16 protein-coding genes and 1 pseudogene are annotated in these 17,227 nt (G+C 71.5%); 12 read left to right on the forward strand and 5 right to left on the reverse strand.

Going from position 1 to position 17,227, the window contains the following annotated elements:
* Positions 1-5: 5 nt before the first annotated feature.
* Positions 6-1,508 carry a CoA-acylating methylmalonate-semialdehyde dehydrogenase gene (mmsA, locus tag Q2K21_RS29925; protein ID WP_310777133.1) on the forward strand — a complete coding sequence of 501 codons (1,503 nt, stop codon included), beginning with the start codon at positions 6-8 and terminating at the stop codon, positions 1,506-1,508.
* A 58-nt stretch (positions 1,509-1,566) separates the two neighbouring features.
* Here mmsA and Q2K21_RS29930 read toward each other — a convergent pair whose 3' ends face one another.
* Positions 1,567-1,773, reverse strand: coding sequence for a hypothetical protein (locus tag Q2K21_RS29930; RefSeq protein ID WP_310777136.1), 207 nt, complete (start codon positions 1,771-1,773; stop codon positions 1,567-1,569).
* Positions 1,774-2,431: 658 nt separating this feature from the next.
* On the opposite strand from Q2K21_RS29930, the gene Q2K21_RS29935 reads away from it, so the two are divergent.
* Positions 2,432-3,829 (forward strand): APC family permease, encoded by a 1,398-nt coding sequence (locus Q2K21_RS29935; protein ID WP_310777138.1) that lies wholly within the window; start codon positions 2,432-2,434, stop codon positions 3,827-3,829.
* Between the two features lie 16 nt (positions 3,830-3,845).
* Here the strand turns inward: Q2K21_RS29935 and Q2K21_RS29940 are convergent, their stop codons facing one another.
* Entirely contained in the window at positions 3,846-4,262 is a 417-nt protein-coding gene (locus tag Q2K21_RS29940; RefSeq protein WP_310777141.1) for a GNAT family N-acetyltransferase, read from the reverse strand.
* 115 nt (positions 4,263-4,377) lie between these two features.
* On the opposite strand from Q2K21_RS29940, the gene Q2K21_RS29945 reads away from it, so the two are divergent.
* The 3 genes from Q2K21_RS29945 (at position 4,378) to Q2K21_RS29955 (ending at position 9,962) form a co-directional block, all read left to right on the forward strand.
* Positions 4,378-7,458: an alpha/beta fold hydrolase gene (locus Q2K21_RS29945; RefSeq protein ID WP_310777144.1), complete on the forward strand. Its 3,081-nt coding sequence runs from the start codon at positions 4,378-4,380 to the stop codon at positions 7,456-7,458.
* Positions 7,455-8,318: an ABC transporter permease gene (locus tag Q2K21_RS29950; protein WP_310777147.1), complete on the forward strand. Its 864-nt coding sequence runs from the start codon at positions 7,455-7,457 to the stop codon at positions 8,316-8,318. Before Q2K21_RS29945 ends, Q2K21_RS29950 begins: the two co-directional genes overlap by 4 nt.
* Before the next feature lie 144 nt (positions 8,319-8,462).
* Positions 8,463-9,962: a vWA domain-containing protein gene (locus tag Q2K21_RS29955; RefSeq protein ID WP_310777150.1), complete on the forward strand. Its 1,500-nt coding sequence runs from the start codon at positions 8,463-8,465 to the stop codon at positions 9,960-9,962.
* A 168-nt stretch (positions 9,963-10,130) separates the two neighbouring features.
* Here the strand turns inward: Q2K21_RS29955 and Q2K21_RS29960 are convergent, their stop codons facing one another.
* Positions 10,131-10,781, reverse strand: a complete 651-nt coding sequence (locus Q2K21_RS29960; RefSeq protein WP_189908279.1) for a response regulator transcription factor — start codon at positions 10,779-10,781, stop codon at positions 10,131-10,133.
* Entirely contained in the window at positions 10,769-12,025 is a 1,257-nt protein-coding gene (locus tag Q2K21_RS29965; protein WP_310777155.1) for a sensor histidine kinase, read from the reverse strand. Before Q2K21_RS29965 ends, Q2K21_RS29960 begins: the two co-directional genes overlap by 13 nt.
* Positions 12,026-12,159: 134 nt before the next feature.
* On the opposite strand from Q2K21_RS29965, the gene Q2K21_RS29970 reads away from it, so the two are divergent.
* From Q2K21_RS29970 to Q2K21_RS29980, 3 genes and pseudogenes are all read left to right on the forward strand, one after another.
* Entirely contained in the window at positions 12,160-12,675 is a 516-nt protein-coding gene (locus Q2K21_RS29970; RefSeq protein ID WP_310777158.1) for a hypothetical protein, read from the forward strand.
* 53 nt (positions 12,676-12,728) lie between these two features.
* Positions 12,729-13,445 (forward strand): class I SAM-dependent methyltransferase, encoded by a 717-nt coding sequence (locus tag Q2K21_RS29975; protein ID WP_310777162.1) that lies wholly within the window; start codon positions 12,729-12,731, stop codon positions 13,443-13,445.
* A 62-nt stretch (positions 13,446-13,507) separates the two neighbouring features.
* Positions 13,508-13,704 (forward strand): annotated as a pseudogene (locus Q2K21_RS29980) (IS5/IS1182 family transposase); the annotation flags it as partial.
* Between the two features lie 134 nt (positions 13,705-13,838).
* On the opposite strand, the gene Q2K21_RS29985 reads toward Q2K21_RS29980, so the two are convergent.
* Positions 13,839-14,246, reverse strand: coding sequence for a rodlin (locus Q2K21_RS29985; RefSeq protein WP_310777165.1), 408 nt, complete (start codon positions 14,244-14,246; stop codon positions 13,839-13,841).
* A gap of 254 nt (positions 14,247-14,500) precedes the next feature.
* Between Q2K21_RS29985 and Q2K21_RS29990 the strand changes: the two genes are divergently transcribed.
* The 4 genes from Q2K21_RS29990 to Q2K21_RS30005 all read left to right on the forward strand — a co-directional run bounded on the left by Q2K21_RS29990 (position 14,501) and on the right by Q2K21_RS30005 (position 16,965).
* Positions 14,501-14,911 carry a rodlin gene (locus Q2K21_RS29990; RefSeq protein ID WP_310777168.1) on the forward strand — a complete coding sequence of 137 codons (411 nt, stop codon included), beginning with the start codon at positions 14,501-14,503 and terminating at the stop codon, positions 14,909-14,911.
* A 260-nt stretch (positions 14,912-15,171) separates the two neighbouring features.
* The gene (locus Q2K21_RS29995) at positions 15,172-15,363 is read left to right on the forward strand and encodes a chaplin (RefSeq protein WP_310781325.1); all 192 of its coding nucleotides are present in this window, start codon (positions 15,172-15,174) and stop codon (positions 15,361-15,363) included.
* 138 nt (positions 15,364-15,501) lie between these two features.
* Positions 15,502-16,410, forward strand: coding sequence for a chaplin (locus Q2K21_RS30000; protein WP_310777171.1), 909 nt, complete (start codon positions 15,502-15,504; stop codon positions 16,408-16,410).
* Positions 16,411-16,761: 351 nt separating this feature from the next.
* Positions 16,762-16,965, forward strand: coding sequence for a helix-turn-helix transcriptional regulator (locus tag Q2K21_RS30005; RefSeq protein ID WP_310777174.1), 204 nt, complete (start codon positions 16,762-16,764; stop codon positions 16,963-16,965).
* Positions 16,966-17,227 lie beyond the last annotated feature (262 nt).

Raw genomic sequence — 17,227 nt, forward strand, 5'->3', positions numbered from 1 at the left:
TGGGCATGACGAAGATCGTCAACCACTGGATCGGCGGCAAGACCGTCGAAGGCGCGTCGGGCACGTTCGGTCCGGTGACGGACCCGGCGACCGGCGCGGTCACCACGAAGGTCGCCTTCGCGACCGTGGACGAGGTGGACGCGGCCGTCGCGGCGGCCAAGGACGCGTACCGGACCTGGGGCCAGTCCTCGCTGGCTCAGCGCACGTCCATCCTCTTCAAGTTCCGGGCACTGCTCGACGCGCACCGCGACGAGATCGCCGAGCTGATCACCGCCGAGCACGGCAAGGTGCACAGCGACGCGCTCGGCGAGGTGGCGCGCGGCCTGGAGATCGTCGACCTGGCCTGCGGTATCAACGTGCAGCTCAAGGGCGAGCTGTCCACGCAGGTGGCCAGCCGTGTGGACGTGGCGGCGATCCGGCAGCCGCTGGGCGTCGTCGCGGGCATCACGCCGTTCAACTTCCCGGCGATGGTCCCGATGTGGATGTTCCCGATCGCCATCGCGTGCGGCAACACGTTCGTGCTGAAGCCGTCCGAGAAGGATCCGTCGGCGTCCCTGAAGCTCGCCGAACTGCTCGCCGAGGCCGGCCTGCCGGACGGCGTCTTCAACGTCGTCCACGGCGACAAGGTGGCCGTCGACCGGCTCCTGGAGCACCCGGACGTCAAGGCGGTGTCCTTCGTCGGCTCGACTCCGATCGCCCGCTACATCCACACCACGGCCTCCACGAACGGCAAGCGCGTCCAGGCGCTCGGCGGCGCCAAGAACCACATGCTGGTCCTGCCGGACGCCGACCTGGACGCGGCGGCGGACGCGGCGGTCTCGGCGGCGTACGGCTCCGCGGGCGAGCGCTGCATGGCGATCTCCGCGGTCGTGGCCGTCGGCTCGATCGGCGACGAGCTGGTGGAGAAGATCCGCGAGCGCGCCGAGAAGATCAAGATCGGCCCCGGCAACGACCCCACCTCCGAGATGGGCCCGCTGATCACCAAGGCGCACCGCGACAAGGTGGCGTCGTACGTGACGGGCGCGGCGGCGGAGGGCGCCGAGGTCGTGCTCGACGGCACCGGCTACACGGTCGAGGGCCACGAGGACGGCCACTGGATCGGCATCTCGCTGCTCGACAAGGTGCCGACCACGGCGAAGGCGTACCAGGACGAGATCTTCGGCCCGGTGCTGTGCGTGCTGCGCGTCGACACGTACGAGGAGGGCGTCGACCTCATCAACGAGTCGCCGTTCGGCAACGGCACCGCGATCTTCACCCGGGACGGCGGCGCCGCCCGCCGCTTCCAGCTGGAGATCGAGGCGGGCATGGTCGGCGTGAACGTGCCGATCCCGGTCCCGGTGGGCTACCACTCCTTCGGCGGCTGGAAGGACTCGCTCTTCGGCGACCACCACATCTACGGCAACGACGGCACGCACTTCTACACCCGCGGCAAGGTCGTCACCACCCGCTGGCCGGACCCGTCCGAGGCCCCGGCGGGCGTGGACCTCGGGTTCCCGCGCAACCACTGAGTTCAGCACGGGGTGCCCCGGTCCGCCGAGCCATGTGGCGGACCGGGGCACCGGCGCGTCACTGGCCGAGTGACCGGTCGCGCTGCTTCTTGACCTGCTCGGTGAGGTCGGCGGTGTCGGAGGCGGGCGGCGCCGGGATCGCCTTGGTGGCGCCGAACTTCAGAAAGTCCATGGTGACGGTCATGCCGGCGCCGCTCTGCGTCATGCGCACGGGCAGGTCCTTGCCGTCGGCCCAGACGTCGTAGGTGATCTTCCCGCCGCTCACGTTCAGGGCATCGATGGCGGCCTTCTTCTCCGCGGCGGTGAACTTGGAGTCGTTGATCTGCTCCGCGCCGACGCTGCCCCCGGTAGTGGGTGACCTTCTTGCCGAGGACCGTCGCCTCGCCGAGGTCCTTCACGTTGTCGGAGGCACCTATGTAGCGCAGGCTCTTTGTCGGGTCGGCGTGGTCCGCGATGTTGTCCGCGCCTGCCTCGCCCGCCACGGCGGAGACTCTTCTCGGCGACCTCGGCCGCATTCTTCGCACCGTCCGCGCCGCACGCGGAGGTCGCGACCAGCGCCGCCGTGAACCCCACCCAGGCCGCGGTATGCCGCAGCCCCACTGCCACCGGGGCGACCGGAAGGGCCCCCGAGGCCCCTTGACGGTGTCCGAACTGCGGACGGATTTCCCGTGAATTTTGATGCGGAAGATACGGTTCCCGTACGGGCCCAAAGCCGCCTGGTACACGGTCTTGATGCCACGCAAATGCACAGTGGATCAGCTTTGAGCCACGGATTCCGTAGGAAAACAGCCATTGACGTGACGGTTTTCGTCGGGGTTCCATCAGCGCCGGGAGCGGACGAAGTGACATACGACGAGAGCCGCCGGAGGCGATAGCGCTCCCGACCGCCATCATCTTTCGCACAAGTCGATCGGAACCGCCGCATGACCGACACGCTCCGTCCTGTCGAGAACGCCGTCACAGAGGCGTCGGACAGCCCTCAGAAGCTCAAGCGTTCCATCGGCGTCGTCGGCGGCACCCTGCTCACGCTGTCGTGCGTGACACCCGCCTCCACACTCTTCGTGGTCGTCCCCGACCTGTTCGGCTCGCTCGGCACCGCCACCGCCCTCACGATCGCCATCGGCTCCCTCCTCTGTATCGCCGTGGCGTTCTGCTACTCGGAGCTGGGCACCCTCATCCCCAGCGCCGGCGGCGAGTACGCCATGGTGTCGACGCTGGCCGGACGGCTCGCGGGCTGGCTCGTCTTCGTGCTGTCCCTGCTGGTCGTCATGATCGTGCCGCCGGTGATCGCGATGGGCACGGCGGACTACCTGGCGCCGATCGTGCACCTGGACCCGTCGATGACGGGCGCCGGGGTCATGCTGCTCGCCACCCTCGCCGGTCTGCTGGACCTGCGCGCCAACGCCTGGATCACCGGCATCTTCCTGGTCCTGGAGGTCGTGGCCGCGGGCGTCGTGGCGGTCCTGGGCTTCGCGCACAGCGAGCGCGGAGCGGGCAGCCTCGTCTCGATGCAGGTGGCCGGCTCCGGCGGCCACACGGACACCGTGACGGCCATGCTGGTGGTCTCCGGGCTGGCCATCGCGCTCTTCGTCACCCAGGGCTTCTCGACCGCCGTCTACCTCTCCGAGGAACTGGAGCACCCGCGCCGCAACGTCGCCCGCACGGTCCTGGCCACCCTCGCCATCTCCTCGGTCGTCATCCTGGTCCCGGTCGTCGCCATCACCATGGGGGCGCCCGACCTGAAGGCGCTGACCGGCGGCGACATCAGCAGCATGGTCACCGCCTGGTCCAGCTCGGCCGTCGGCACGTTCGTCAGCCTCTGTGTGGCCCTCGCGATCATCAACGCCGGCATCGTCATGGTCATCCAGAACTCGCGCGTGCTGTTCGCCTCGGCCCGCGACAAGGCCTGGCCCGAGCCGGTCAACAACGCGCTCGCCAAGCTCGGCCGGTTCGGCTCCCCGTGGGTCGCCACCCTCGTCGTCGGCGTCCCCGGCGCCCTCCTGTGCTACGTCAACCTGGACACCCTCTACGGCGTCACGGGCGTCTCGGTGACCGGCATGTACCTGCTGGTCGCGGTCGCCGCCCTGCTCGCCCGGCGCGGCGCGCACGGCACGACACCGGCCTGGCGGATGCCGCTGTGGCCCGCGATGCCGGTGCTGCTGATCGCGGTCCTGGCGTACATCCTCAGCCAGCAGGAGGTGAGCTACCTGCTGTGGACGGGCGGCATCACCGCGGTCGCCACCCTGTACTGGGCCCTCTACCTGCGTCCGCGCCGCGACACCCGCTGGCTGGTGTCGATCCCGGAGGACGCGCAGGCCTGACCCCGCCCGCCGGGGCTCAGCCGAAGTCCCAGGTCACCACGGAGCACGTCCCGTCGTCCTTGCCGCCCGCACTGCGATAGGCGGCAAGGGCGATGTCGTTCCCGGTGTCGACCAGTACCCACATGCCGTGACAGCCGAGTTCGCGGCCGAGCGCGGCCAGCCGCCGTACGAGCGCCCGCCCGATCCCCCTGCGCCGGTACGACTCCGCGACCGCCAGCTCGTACAGCAACATCTCGGTGCCCTTGTCCGGGTGGATCGTCTCGACGCCGCTGACGAAGCCGACGGGCGTCGAGCCGCCGTCCTCGTAGGCCAGGAAAAGATGGTGCCCAACGGCGGTCAGAAAGCGCTCGGCCCACTCGGGGCGGACGGCGTCGTCGAAGAGGTGCTCGGCTGCCGCCACCTCCGCGACGGTGGTGGCACGGCGAATCTCCATGGCTTTTCGTACCACGGCTGCGGTATGCGGCATGAGGTCCGTACGTCCGTAGGAGGGCCCGGGGTTCAGCCCGGCGGCTGCTTCGGTTGTCGGTGGCGGCCCGTACCGTTGACGCATGGATCTTCGACTCCCCGCAGTCCGAGGGCTGCGCCGAGGGGCCGTGGCCGCCGTGGCCACGGTCCTCCTCGTGCTGGCCGGTGTCGGTACGTGGACGGCCGTCGCCTCGGACGACGCGCCGGCCGTGCACCGCGCCGACCGAGTCATGGACATGGGCGGCGGAGTGCGGCTCGACACCTCGTACTTCACCTCCGGCTCCGGCGGCCGCCGCCCGGCGGTCCTGCTCACGCACGGCTTCGGCGGCAGCAAGGACGACGTCAGGGAGCAGGCGGAGAAGCTCGCGCGGGACGGGTACGCGGTGCTGACCTGGTCGGCGCGCGGCTTCGGGAAGTCGACGGGGAAGATCGGGCTGAACGACCCCAAGGGCGAAGTCGCCGACGTCTCGCGCCTCCTCGACTGGCTGGCCGAGCGGCCGGAGGTCGAGCTCGACAAGCCGGGCGACCCGCGCGTGGGCGTCACCGGCGCCTCGTACGGCGGGGCGGTGTCGCTGCTGGCCGCGGGACACGACGACCGGGTGGATGCGATCGCCCCGGCGATCACGTACTGGAACCTGGCGGACGCCCTGTTCCCGAACGGCGTCTTCAAGAAGCTGTGGGCCGGCATCTTCATGAACTCCGGCGGGGGCTGCGCCAAGTTCACCGCGGAGCTGTGCGGGATGTACAACCGGGTCGCGGAGTCCGGAAAGCCCGACGCACAGGCGCGCGCCCTGCTTCAGGCGCGCTCCCCGTCCGCCGTCGGGAAGGACATCAAGGTGCCCACGCTGCTCGTGCAGGGCCAGTCCGACTCGCTGTTCCCGCTCGGCCAGGCGGACGCGGCGGCCAGGGCGATCCGGGCCAATGGCGCGCCCGTGGACGTCGACTGGATCGCGGGCGGGCACGACGGCGGGGACATGGAGGCGAGCCGTGTCGAGGCGCGCGTCACGGCGTGGTTCGACCGCTATCTCAAGGACGAGAAGGGCGTCGACACCGGGCCCGCCTTCCGGATCACCCGCACCGGGGGCATCGACTCCACGGACGGGGCGGCCCAGTTGCGGGGTGCGAGCGGGGACACGTACCCCGGTCTGGAGAGCGGGGCGCGGACGGTCGCGCTGAGCGGTCGCGAGCAGACCTTCGCCAACCCGGCGGGCGCGAGCCCCCCCGCGGTCTCCGCGCTCCCCGGCCTCGGCGGCTCGGGCGGCCTGTCCCAGCTCTCTTCGCTCGGCATCGGGGTCTCGCTCGACTTCCCCGGGCAGTACGCGCACTTCGACTCGCGGCCCGTGCGGGACGACCTGCGGATCACCGGCTCGCCGACGGTGACCGTCCATGTGAGGTCGACGAGCGACGACGCCGTGCTCTTCGGGAAGGTGTACGACGTCGGACCGGGCGGCACCCAGCAGGTGCTGCCCTCGCAACTGGTCGCCCCGGTCCGGGTGACGGGCGCGAAGAGCGGCAAGGACGTCACGCTGCCCCTGCCCGCCGTCGACCACGAGGCGCAGAAGGGGCACCGGCTGCGGCTGGTCCTCGCCTCGACGGACCTCGGCTATGCCTCCCCGGCGGCGCCGGCCACGTACACGGTCTCCCTGAAGGGCGACCTGAAGGTGCCGACGGCACCGGGTGTGACGACCGCGGCCGCCCAGCTCCCCTCCTGGGTCTGGTGGCTGCCGCCGGCCGGAGCGGTGCTCGCGCTGACCCTGCTGCTGCCGGGCCGCCGCCGTACGGCGACAGCGGCGCCCGACCCCGCGCCGGCCGACGTGCCGCTGCAGATCACGGGGTTGAGCAAGCGGTACGCGAAGTCGGCGGACCGGTACGCGGTGCGGGACCTGTCCTTCCGTGTGGAGAGGGGGCAGGTGCTGGGCCTGCTGGGGCCGAACGGCGCGGGCAAGACGACGACACTGCGCATGCTGATGGGCCTGATCAAGCCGGACGGCGGCGAGATCCGCGTCTTCGGCCATGCGATCCGCCCGGGCGCCCCCGTGCTGTCGCGGGTCGGTGCCTTCGTGGAGGGCGCGGGCTTCCTGCCGCACCTGTCGGGCCGGGAGAACCTGGAGCTGTACTGGCGGGCGACGGGCCGTCCGCCCGAGGACGCGCACCTGGACGAGGCGCTGGAGATCGCGGGACTGGGCGACGCGCTGGCCCGCGCGGTGCGCACCTACTCCCAGGGCATGCGCCAGCGCCTGGCCATCGCCCAGGCGATGCTCGGCCTGCCGGACCTGCTGATCCTCGACGAACCGACCAACGGCCTGGACCCGCCGCAGATCCGTGAGATGCGCGAGGTCATGATCCGGTACGCGGCGGCGGGGCGCACGGTCATCGTCTCCAGCCATCTCCTGGCGGAGGTCGAGCAGTCCTGCACGCATCTGGTGGTCATGGACCACGGACGACTGGTGCAGGCGGGCCCGGTGCACGAGATCATCGGCTCGGGCGACACCCTGCTCGTCGGCCTCGCGGCCGACATCGCCGACCCGCTGGTGGAGAAGGTGGCCGCGCTGCCTGGCGTGTCGTCGGCGATACGGGCGGAGGGCGGACTGCTCGTTCGCCTGACGCCGGACACGACGGCCGGGGCTCGGGGCATCGAGGGTGCCGCGGGCACGCCGGCGGCCGTGGGAGTCTCCGCGGGCCCCGCGGAGACTGCCGGAACAGGCGGCGGCGTGGCCGCCGGTGCCGACGTGACCGCGGGTGCCGGCGTGACCGCGGGTGCGAGGACCCGTGCCGCCAGGCCCTACGGAGCGGGCGCCGGCCTGTCCGCGGACGCCGACGCGACCACGGCTGCCACCGCTGAGGCAGTCGCTACCGCCGGGGGCTCCCCTGGACCGGTCGCGACCGCCGTGCCGATCGCGTCCGGTGGCGTCCGGGCCGAACCGATCGTGTCCACCGGGGGTTCTGCTGAGCCGGTCGTCCCTGCCGGAGCGTCTGCCGGGCCGCTCGTCTCCGCCGAGCCGATCGTGTCCGTCGAGGCCTCCGGGGAGCCGGTTCCCCCTGGCTCCGCGGCTGCCGCCCGCCTTCTTGTCGAACTGGTGCGACTCGAGGTCCCGGTGGCCTCGCTCGGCCCCCACCGGCGTCTGGAAGACGCCTTCCTCACGCTGATCGGAGGTTCCGCATGAGTGCGCTCGTCGAGCGGGCGGAGACGGCCGACGGGTACCGGGCGCGGCGGACGCTGCCGCTGCGCGTCGAGCTCGTGAGGCAGTTGAAGCGGCGCCGTACGCTCGTCATGGGCGCGATCCTCGCCGCGCTGCCCTTCGTGCTGGTCGTCGCCTTCGCCATCGGCGGCGATCCGGGCTCCCGCAACGGCCAGATCACGCTGATGGACACGGCCACCGCGTCGGGCGCGAACTTCGCCGCGGTGAACCTCTTCGTGTCCGCCGGGTTCCTGCTGGTCATCCCGGTCGCCCTGTTCTGCGGGGACACGGTCGCCTCCGAGGCGAGCTGGTCGTCGCTGCGCTATCTGCTCGCGGCGCCCGTCCCACGCGCCCGGCTGCTGTGGTCCAAGCTCGCGGTCGGGCTCGGCCTGAGCCTCGCGGCCATGGTGCTGCTGCCGGTCGTCGCGCTCGCGGTGGGTACGGCGGCATACGGCTGGGGGCCGCTGGAGATACCGACCGGCGGCGCCCTCTCCCCGGGCACGGCGGCCCAGCGGCTCGTCGTCGTGGTGGCGTACGTCTTCGTGTCCCAACTGGTCACCGCCGGGCTCGCGTTCTGGCTGTCGACCCGGACGGACGCACCGCTGGGCGCGGTGGGCGGCGCGGTCGGCCTCACGATCGTGGGGAACGTGCTGGACGCGGTCACCGCTCTCGGCCACTGGCGCGACTTCCTGCCCGCGCACTGGCAGTTCGCCTGGGCCGACGCCGTCCAGCCGCGCCCGGAGTGGGCCGGCATGATCCAGGGCACGGCGATTTCCATAACGTACGCGCTGGTCCTGTTCGCCCTGGCCTTCCGGGGTTTCGCACGCAAGGACGTCGTCTCCTAGGTCACCGGAGGATCACCCACCGGTCTCAACAGCCGTCCGTCGTGGCCGCTTCGAGATCCATCCGCAACTCCCCGTACCGCACATCCGGGCTCCCTCCGCCGTCACAGTCACAGACATCGACGTCGACGGACGCAGGGGGCACTGATGGAGGAGTACCGGACACGACGGCCGCCGCTCGGCACGCTGCTCGCGCTCACGATCGCGGGCGGCCTGCTGCTCACCGGCTGCGGGGCGGGCGGCACATCGGACGGGTCGAACAAGTCGAACGGCTCGGCCTCGTTCCCCGCACCCGCGTACAGCGCGGGGCAGAGCGACACCCAGGAGAGCAGGAGCAACCTCTCCACGTTCGCCCTGGACGTGGACACCGCCTCGTACGGCTACGCACGCCGCACCCTCGCCGAGGGCCGGCTGCCCGAGCCGTCGACCGTGCGCCCGGAAGAGTTCGTCAACAGCTTCCGCCAGGACTACGAACGCCCGCGCGGCAACGGCTTCACCGTGACCGTCGACGGCGCCCGCACCAGCTCGTACGGCTGGTCCCTCGTCCGGGTGGGCCTCGCCACCCGCGCCGCGCGGCCGGAGGCCGAACGCCGGCCCGCCGCACTGACGTTCGTCGTCGACGTCTCCGGTTCGATGGGCGAGCCCGGCCGCCTCGACCTCGTCAGGGACTCCCTCGGCGTGATGACGGACCGGCTGCGCGACGACGACTCGGTCGCGATCGTCACCTTCAGCGACGAGGCCGAGACCGTCCTGCCGATGACCCGCCTCGGCGGCCATCGTGCCCGCGTCCACGACGCGATCGACGAGCTGGAGCCCACGAACTCGACCAACCTCGGCGCGGGTGTCCGCACCGGCTACGCCACCGCCGTCAAGGGCCTGCGCCCGGACGCCACCAACCGGGTCGTGCTGCTCTCCGACGGGCTCGCCAACACCGGTGACACCGACGCCGACACCATCCTGGAGCGCATCTCGAACGCCCGCCGTGAGCACGGCATCACCCTGTTCGGGGTCGGCGTGGGCAGTGAGTACGGCGACGCGCTGATGGAACGACTGGCCGACCGGGGCGACGGCCACACAACCTATGTCTCGACCGCCGAGGACGCCCGCACGGTGTTCAGCGAGCAACTCCCGCAGAACGTCGAGCTGACCGCCCGGGACGCGAAGGCGCAGGTCGCCTTCGACCCGCGGAACGTACGGGAGTTCCGCCTCATCGGCTACGACGACCGGCGCGTCCCCGACGAGGACTTCCGCGACGACAGCGTGGACGGCGGCGAGGTCGGCCCCGGCCACACGGTCACCGCCCTCTACGCGGTCCGCACCCGGCCCGGGGCCGCCGGCCACCTCGCCACCGCGAGCGTCCGCTGGCTGGACCCCGACACCCGTGCCCCGCACGAGGAGTCGGGCCAGTTGGAGACCGACTCCCTCGACGGGGACCTGTGGCACGCCTCGTACGGTTTCCAAGTCGCCGCGACCGCCGCGTACTTCGCGGACGACCTGCGCCGGGGCGACACCCGTCTGCCTGGCCGGCCGGGCCTCGCCGAACTCGCCGACCGGGCCGACGCGCTGGCCTCGCGCAGGCACGACGCGGAGGTACGCGGCCTCGCCGAGGCGATCCAACAGGCGTCCGACCTGCGGGGCACCGACTAGGCGGTTTCGTTTGGATCACCTGGCTGACCAGAGGAAGATGCTCGCAACGTGGGTCCGGCCAGGTAGATGGCTGCTGTCTTCTCGTAGCGGGTGGCGATACCTCGCCACTGTTTCAAGCGGTTGATGCAGCGTTCGACCGTGTTGTGGGCATGGGGGCGTGATCGCGCACTATGCGGTCGCAACGCCCAGGAAGCGCAGCACCGCTAGGACGCGGCGGTGGTCGGCGTCGGCCTTGGGCAGGTCGAGCTTGGTGAAGATGCTGTTGATGTGCTTGGCGACCGCGCTCTCGCTCACGACCAGCTCGGCGGCGACGCCGGAGTTGGACCGGCCGCCCGCCATCAGCTCCAGCACCTCCCGCTCGCGCGGTGTCAGCCGGTCGAGCGGATCGCTGTGCCGGCGCACCAGCAGCTGCGCGACGACCTGCGGGTCGAGCGCGGTGCCGCCGGCCGCCACCCGGCGTACCGCCTCGGTGAACTCCTCGACGTCGGCGACCCGTTGCTTGAGCAGATAGCCGACGCCCGAGGTGTTGGCGGCGAGCAGATCGGCGGCGTACCGCTCCTCCACGTACTGCGACAGCAGGAGCACGGCGGTACGCGGGTACTGGCGGCGGATCACCAGCGCGGCGCGCACTCCCTCGTCGGTGAAGCCGGGCGGCATGCGCACGTCGACCACGGCGATGTCGGGCCGGTGCTCCTCGACGGCTGCCAGCAGCCCTTCTGCGTCGGCGACTTGCGCGCACATCTCGAAGCCGGCCGCCTCCAGCACCTTGACCACGCCGATGCGCAGCAAGAGGGAATCCTCGGCGATCACGGCGCGCACGGCAGCTCCACGGTGATGACGGTCGGGCCCCCGGCGGGGCTGCGGCAGGAGAACGTGCCGTCGACGGACGCGACACGCTTGGCGAGCCCGGCGAGCCCGGTGCCACCAACGGCCGCCGCGAGATCCGCGCCGCCCGCGCCGTCGTCCGCGACGACCACCAGCAGTGTCTCCCCGATCCGCTCCACGGTCACGTCCGCCCGGGTCGCCTGGGCGTGTTTGACCACGTTCGTCAGGGCTTCGGAGACCACGAAGTACGCGACGGCCTCGACCGTGGGTGAGGGGCGCTGCGGCAGGTCCACCGCCACGCGCACCGGGATCGGGAGGCGGGCGGCGACCCCGGACAGCGCGGCGTCGAGGCCACGGTCCTCAAGGACGGCCGGATGCAGGCCGCGCACCAGGTTGTTCAGCTCGGCGATCGCCTCCTTCGCCTCGCGGTGCGCCTCGTCGATCACCTTGCGGGCGTCCTCCGGCAGGTCGCCGAGGGTGGCCCTGGCCAGGCCCAGGTTGACGGCGAGTGAGACGAGGCGCTGCTGTGCGCCGTCGTGCAGGTCGCGCTCGATCCGCCGCCGCTCGGCGTCGGCGGCGTCGAGCACACCGGCCCGGCTCTCGGCGAGGTCGGCTACCCGGCGGGCCAGCTTCTCCGCGCGGCTGGGGCCGAGCAGGACCTCGGCCGCCCGGGTGTCCAGCCGCACCAGGGCGCCGGTCAGCCGGGGCCCGAGGAACAGCAGGGCGAGGCCGCCGGCGGTGATGTACACGGCCTGCGTGGTGTACCCGAGGTCGGTGACCCGCCACTGCGGGGGCAGCGCCCAGATCCACACGTAGATGGAGGCGGCCACGAGAGCGGCGGCCCAGACGGCGAGGACGGCGAGGTCCAGGACGGCGAGCAGCGGACCCGCCACGGCGTGGTAGCAGGCCTGCCGCCACAAGGCCCGCGTGGTCAGCCGACGTACCGCCGACTTCCAGTTGCGTCCGGGCCCGGGTACGGCGGGGCGCGGGAGGTCCTTGCCGACGAGCGCCCGGTAGCGCCGCCGCTGCCCGACGGTCAGCAGGGGTGTCACCACGAGCGTGAGCAGCACGGGCAGCGGAATCACGGCCGGCGCCCCCGCCATCGCGCCGGCCAGCCAGAGCCACAGTGGTATTACGGCGAGGTGGAGCGGCAGGCCGGCGGCGACGAGCGCGGTCCGGTGTCCCGCCCTGCGGAACGTCCGGCCCAGTACCAGCTGCAGCCACGTCGTGAGTTGCATGCGTCAAACGGTAAAGCCGCAGGCCATCCCCGTGCCATGACGCTCCCGCCCGGTTCGGGGGTGCACTTTTCTCCACCCCGGGTCGGAACCCTGCGTGACTGACGGCGCCCCGTGTGCGGCGGAGGGTGGAGCACGTGAAGGGGAGAGCCGACGGGGAGCAGGGGAAGACGATGCGTCAACTGGTGTTGTGCAATGACGAATTGGCCGGTGCCGAGGGCTTCGACCGCGCCGAGGTCATCCCGCTCCACGAAGAGGCGGAGGAGCCGCGCCCGGCGCGGGGCATACGGCGGGCCGGGTGGCTGCTGGTCGCCTGCGGGCTCGCCCTGCTGCCGTGGCTGTACGTGCTGGCCACCGGCCTGCCGGCCACCGCGACCGCGGCGCACTGGCCGGTCGCCTGGGTCGGGCTCGACGCGCTGGAGGCGCTCGGCCTGATCGCCACCGGCCTCCTCGCCGCCCGCGGCGACCGGCGGCACGCCCTGGCAGCCGCCGCGACCGCGACGCTGCTTGCGGTGGACGCCTGGTTCGACACCGCGACCGCGGCCTCGGGCGGCGACTTCGCCACTGCGGTCGCCATGGCGCTCGGCGCCGAACTGCCGCTCGCCGCGCTGTGCGGCCGGCTGGCGCTGCGGGCGCTGAGCCGGCACGCGTGACGACGACCGCCCAGCCACATGCCACGAACCAAATCGATCCACCGGAGAACACCATGCACCGCATCACCACCGCCCCCGTCGCCCCGATCCCGGCCCGGACCCGCTGGGCGGTCGCCGCCGGCGTCGGCGCCGCGTTGGCCGCCGCCTGGTGGCTGGGCGACACGGCGCCCTATCCGTACGCCCAACGCGGCCTGCTCGACGTGCCGTTGCCGTTCCTGACCGCCGACCGGATGGACGCCGTACTGCGGCCGCGGCCGGGGGAGCGGATCCTGGAGATCGGCCCGGGGACCGGACTGCAGTCGCTGCACGTCGCCCCGCAGCTCGGGCCGGAGGGACGGCTCGATGTGCTCGACATCCAGCAGGAGATGCTCGACCACGTGATGTGCCGCGCCGAGCGCGACGGCCTGGCGACGATCAGGACCACCCGCTCGGACGCACGTGAACTGCCCTACGCCGACGGGACATTCGACGCCGTATACGCCGTGACCGCGCTCGGCGAGATCCCCGAGCCGGATCGGGTACTGCGCGAGGCGGCACGGGTGCTGGCACCAGGCGGGCGGCTGGTGATCGGCGAGTTCTTCGACCGGCACTGGATCCCCTTCGGCCGGCTGCACCGGCTCGCCGACGCCGCCGGCCTCCACCTGACCGAGCGCCGCGGCCCAAGCCCGGCATACCTCGCCCGCTTCCGACCCTGCAGAGCCGACGCGCCAGGCCACCAGAGCGAGCGCCTCGCCCACAGCGACCGGGACACCAACGACGGGGAAGCGTGAGCACCGCACGCAGGGACCGCGATCACCGAGCTGAACAACCTGGCGCGTGGTAGGCCGCTTGCCACCGTCTGCGACGCGGCAGCCGGGGTGGCAGGCCACCCGCCTTCGACCGCGAGACCTACAAGCAACGCAACACGGTCGAACGCTGCATCAACCGCTTGAAACAGTGGCGAGGCATCGCCACCCGCTACGAGAAGACAGCAGCCATCTACCTGGCCGGACCCACGTTGCGAGCATCTTCCTCTGGTCAGCCAGGTGATCCAAACGAAACCGCCCAGGCCGGCACATTGCGCCCGCCCTTCGGGACCGGGGCGTACGGACAGGCCGTACGGGCACGCACGCAAAAGGAGCGGCCCGCCGAACTGCTCGGCGGGTCGCTCCTGGTGTGCCGACTCAGCTGTTGCCGGTGCCGTTGCCGGACAGGACCGGGATGTCGTCCAGGATGTGCGACAGCGGCTCGTCGCCCTTGACCTGCGTGGAGTTCTCGGTGCACTGCTGGTTCTGCGGGGCCGACAGGACCGGGACGTCCTGGACCGCGACCGGCACGACACCGACGAGCGAACCGGCGTTGACCTTCGCCGGCAGACCGACACACGGCTTGTTCAGGGAGCCCTGGACGAGCGCGAACTGCGGGCTCATGTTGCCGTACGTGGCCGAGTTGCCGTACTGCTGCGTCGCGCTGTTGCCGCTGGTGGACGTCGTGTCACCGTCGTCGCCGATCGCCAGGGCCTGCCCCGCGGTGGCAGCCGAGGCGCCGACAACGGAAGCGGCGACAACCGCGGCAGCCAAAACCTTCTTCATCACTTGCTAGTTCCCTTCTGGAGAAACCCCGTCCACCGGAGCGCTCTGGACAACTGCCACGCGATCGCTTGGTTGCTCTCATTCACTCCGATGGTCCACACCGGGGAGCTGATTCGGTCCATGGTCCCCACTGCGGATAGCCGCAATTCCGCTTCGCCGAACGGTCCAACCGGGTGAATTTCTGAAACCAATCCGGGCGGGAGGTGTTGATGCAGGAGCAGGAACATGTGTCCCTGCCAGGAAAGGAACGCGAAATGTTCAAGAAGGCAATGGCCGTGGCTGCGGTCGCGGCCTCCGTCGTCGGTGCCTCGGCGGCGGCCGCGCCCCAGGCGCTTGCCATCGGTAATGACGGCGGCACCACGTCCACCAGCGGAAACGACGTTTCGGAAGCGTTCGGCAACCAGGTGACCCAGGGCGCTACGAGCCCGCAGTTCTCGCTGGTCCAGGGCTCCCTGAACAAGGTCTGCGCCGGTGTGCCGGCGAAGGCGAACGCCGGTTCACTCGTCGGCCTGGTACCGGTCGCGGTCCAGGACGTCCAGGTCCTGTCGGCGCCGCAGAATCAGCAGTGCGCCGAGAACTCCACGCAGGTCAAGGGCGATGAACCGCTGTCGCACATCGTGGACGACATCCCGGTCCTCTCCGGCAACGGCACCGACAACAGCTGAGCGCTCCCGCGCACGGGATCGCTCCGGCTTCCGCTGTGCGATTTCCGTGTGAATTCGGCCGTGGCGTTCGGGTGAATCACGCGGCATCTGGCGTTCGGGAGTTGCTTCTGTCGTCGATTCCTCGTTTCACAGACTGCAGGTCGTGCGGCGAGCAGTTCAAAATGTGCTCGCTCGGCTCCGTCCGCCACAGGGGCACGACCGCAGAGAAGGGAAAGTACGTGAAGCACAAGAAGAGCGCTGCCGTCGTCGCCGGGGCCATCATGGCCCTTGGAATGGCCGCCCCGGCCATGGCCGACTCGGGCGCCGACGGCGCCGCGGCCAACTCCCCGGGCGTTCTCTCCGGCAACGTCATCCAGGTTCCCGTGCACGTTCCCGTCAACGCGTGCGGCAACAGCGTCAACGTCCTCGCGCTGCTCAACCCGGCGTTCGGCAACGCTTGCACGAACAGCTGACGTTCTAGCCGCCAACGGCTGACGTCGACACACACCAGCCCCCGGCTGTGTCACGGCCGGCCTTGGACTGCTCTGTTCGGTTCCAAGGCCGGCCTTTCCCGGTTAATCCCAACTTCTATCAGCAGGAAGACAACGAGATTGCGACAGACCCTGAGCAGGGGAATGGTCGCGGCAGCCGCCGCGACGGGCATTCTGTCCCTGTGCGGCAGCCAGGTGTACGCGGACTCGGGCGCCGGCGGCGTCGCGGACGGATCGCCCGGTGTGGCGTCCGGCAACGCCGTCCAGATCCCGGTGGACATCCCGATCAACATTTGCGGCAACTCGGTGAATGTGGTGGGCGCCCTCAACCCGGCGTTCGGCAACTCCTGTGGCCACCACTCCGGTGCGGCCACGACTCCCGCCACCCCGTCGATCCCGAGCCACCCGTCGACCCCGAGCGGCCCGTCGACCCCGAGCCACCCGTCGACCCCCAGTGGCCCGTCGACCCCGAGCCACCCCTCGACCCCCAGTGGCCCGTCGACCCCGAGCCACCCCTCGACCCCCAGTGGCCCGTCGATCCCCGGCCACCCGGTGACCCCCAGTGGCCCGTCGACCCCGAGCCACCCGTCGATCCCCTGTGGCCCGTCGACCCCCGGCCACCCGGTGACCCCGAGCGGCCCGTCGACCCCCAGTGGCCCGTCGACCCCGAGCCACCCCTCGACCCCCAGCGTTCCTGGGAAGCCCACTGGCCCCACGGTTCCCACCGTTCCGACGGTTCCTGGCGCCCCCACCACCCCCACGGCTCCGCCCGACACGCCCCGGGGCGGGCAGCCGAACCACCCCCCGGGCCACGGCACGATCCCGCCGCAGCACACTCCGCAGCACCAGCCGAACACGCCGCCGGCCGGCCCGCATGTCGGCACCCCGTCCATCCCGTCCCAGCACACGCCGCCCTCCCTGGCCGAGACCGGCAGTGCGGGCCTGCTCGCGACTTCGGCCGTGAGCGTGGCGATGCTGGCGGGCGGTCTCATCCTGTACCGGCGTAACCGCGTCACCTCCAACCGGTAGCGCCTGGGGTGCCGGACGGCTCGCGCCCGGCACCCGTACCGCCGCTCACGCCAGTGAGCCGCCGGTGAGCCATCTCCTACGACCACGGCGCCGTCCGCAGCTTGTGCGGACGGCGCCGTGGTCTGTGTGTGCCGTCGCGACCCGATTTCATCATCCGTGTCACAAAGAACTCCGCCCTGTCACGGATGTCCCGTGTCCGCGGACCTTCCGTCACACCCGGTTCACAGGCCCTTCCCCCTGTGCGCTCCGTCTCGTTGAGGAAGCACAGGCTTTGTGATCGCCAGCGCGCGCCCGGTCCCCCCGACGGCCTCCCCCGGTCGCCGCCGCGGCGCGCGCGGGGAGGTGCTGCAGATGACCGACCGTCGGCTCTGGTCGTACAAGGAGATCGCCGCGCACATCCGGGTGCAGCCGGACACCGTGAGGTCGTACCGCAAACACGGGCTGCTTCCTCCGCCCGACCACGTGGAGGGCGGAAAACCGTACTGGTACGCCGACACGGTACGGGCCTGGGTCGCCTCCCGCCCCCGCAACCGCGGCCGCGGAGAGGCCTCCTGACCGCCCCGTCCCACCCTGCGGCCCGCCCCCCGCCGGGGCGGGCCGCACGGCCGTTATGGCGTTGCCCGTCCCCGCGGACGGCCCCGAGAATCCCCGGAGTCGCCGGGGACTTACCGAGAGCCAGGACCTCGACGACGTCACCCACCCATGAAGTCACCACAGCTCACGGAGGATCCCGCCACGCCCCGCACTCCCGCCGCCGACTTCTCCGTCAACCCGGTTCTCACCGGCGAGAAGGCGCTCCTGAGGCCCTTCACCGATC

Origin of the sequence: Streptomyces sp. CGMCC 4.7035, from assembly GCF_031583065.1 — a bacterium.
Classification (GTDB): domain Bacteria; phylum Actinomycetota; class Actinomycetes; order Streptomycetales; family Streptomycetaceae; genus Streptomyces; species Streptomyces yaanensis.

Bases quoted from the DNA above. Each gene is read 5' to 3' on its own strand.
- mmsA (WP_310777133.1), top strand. From the start codon at position 6: ATGACGAAGATCGTCAACCACTGGATCGGCGGCAAGACCGTCGAAGGC.
- Q2K21_RS29935 (WP_310777138.1), top strand. From the start codon at position 2,432: ATGACCGACACGCTCCGTCCTGTCGAGAACGCCGTCACAGAGGCGTCG.
- Q2K21_RS29940 (WP_310777141.1), bottom strand. From the start codon at position 4,262: ATGGAGATTCGCCGTGCCACCACCGTCGCGGAGGTGGCGGCAGCCGAG.
- Q2K21_RS29945 (WP_310777144.1), top strand. From the start codon at position 4,378: ATGGATCTTCGACTCCCCGCAGTCCGAGGGCTGCGCCGAGGGGCCGTG.
- Q2K21_RS29950 (WP_310777147.1), top strand. From the start codon at position 7,455: ATGAGTGCGCTCGTCGAGCGGGCGGAGACGGCCGACGGGTACCGGGCG.
- Q2K21_RS29955 (WP_310777150.1), top strand. From the start codon at position 8,463: ATGGAGGAGTACCGGACACGACGGCCGCCGCTCGGCACGCTGCTCGCG.
- Q2K21_RS29965 (WP_310777155.1), bottom strand. From the start codon at position 12,025: ATGCAACTCACGACGTGGCTGCAGCTGGTACTGGGCCGGACGTTCCGC.
- Q2K21_RS29975 (WP_310777162.1), top strand. From the start codon at position 12,729: ATGCACCGCATCACCACCGCCCCCGTCGCCCCGATCCCGGCCCGGACC.
- Q2K21_RS29985 (WP_310777165.1), bottom strand. From the start codon at position 14,246: ATGAAGAAGGTTTTGGCTGCCGCGGTTGTCGCCGCTTCCGTTGTCGGC.
- Q2K21_RS29990 (WP_310777168.1), top strand. From the start codon at position 14,501: ATGTTCAAGAAGGCAATGGCCGTGGCTGCGGTCGCGGCCTCCGTCGTC.
- Q2K21_RS29995 (WP_310781325.1), top strand. From the start codon at position 15,172: ATGGCCCTTGGAATGGCCGCCCCGGCCATGGCCGACTCGGGCGCCGAC.
- Q2K21_RS30005 (WP_310777174.1), top strand. From the start codon at position 16,762: ATGACCGACCGTCGGCTCTGGTCGTACAAGGAGATCGCCGCGCACATC.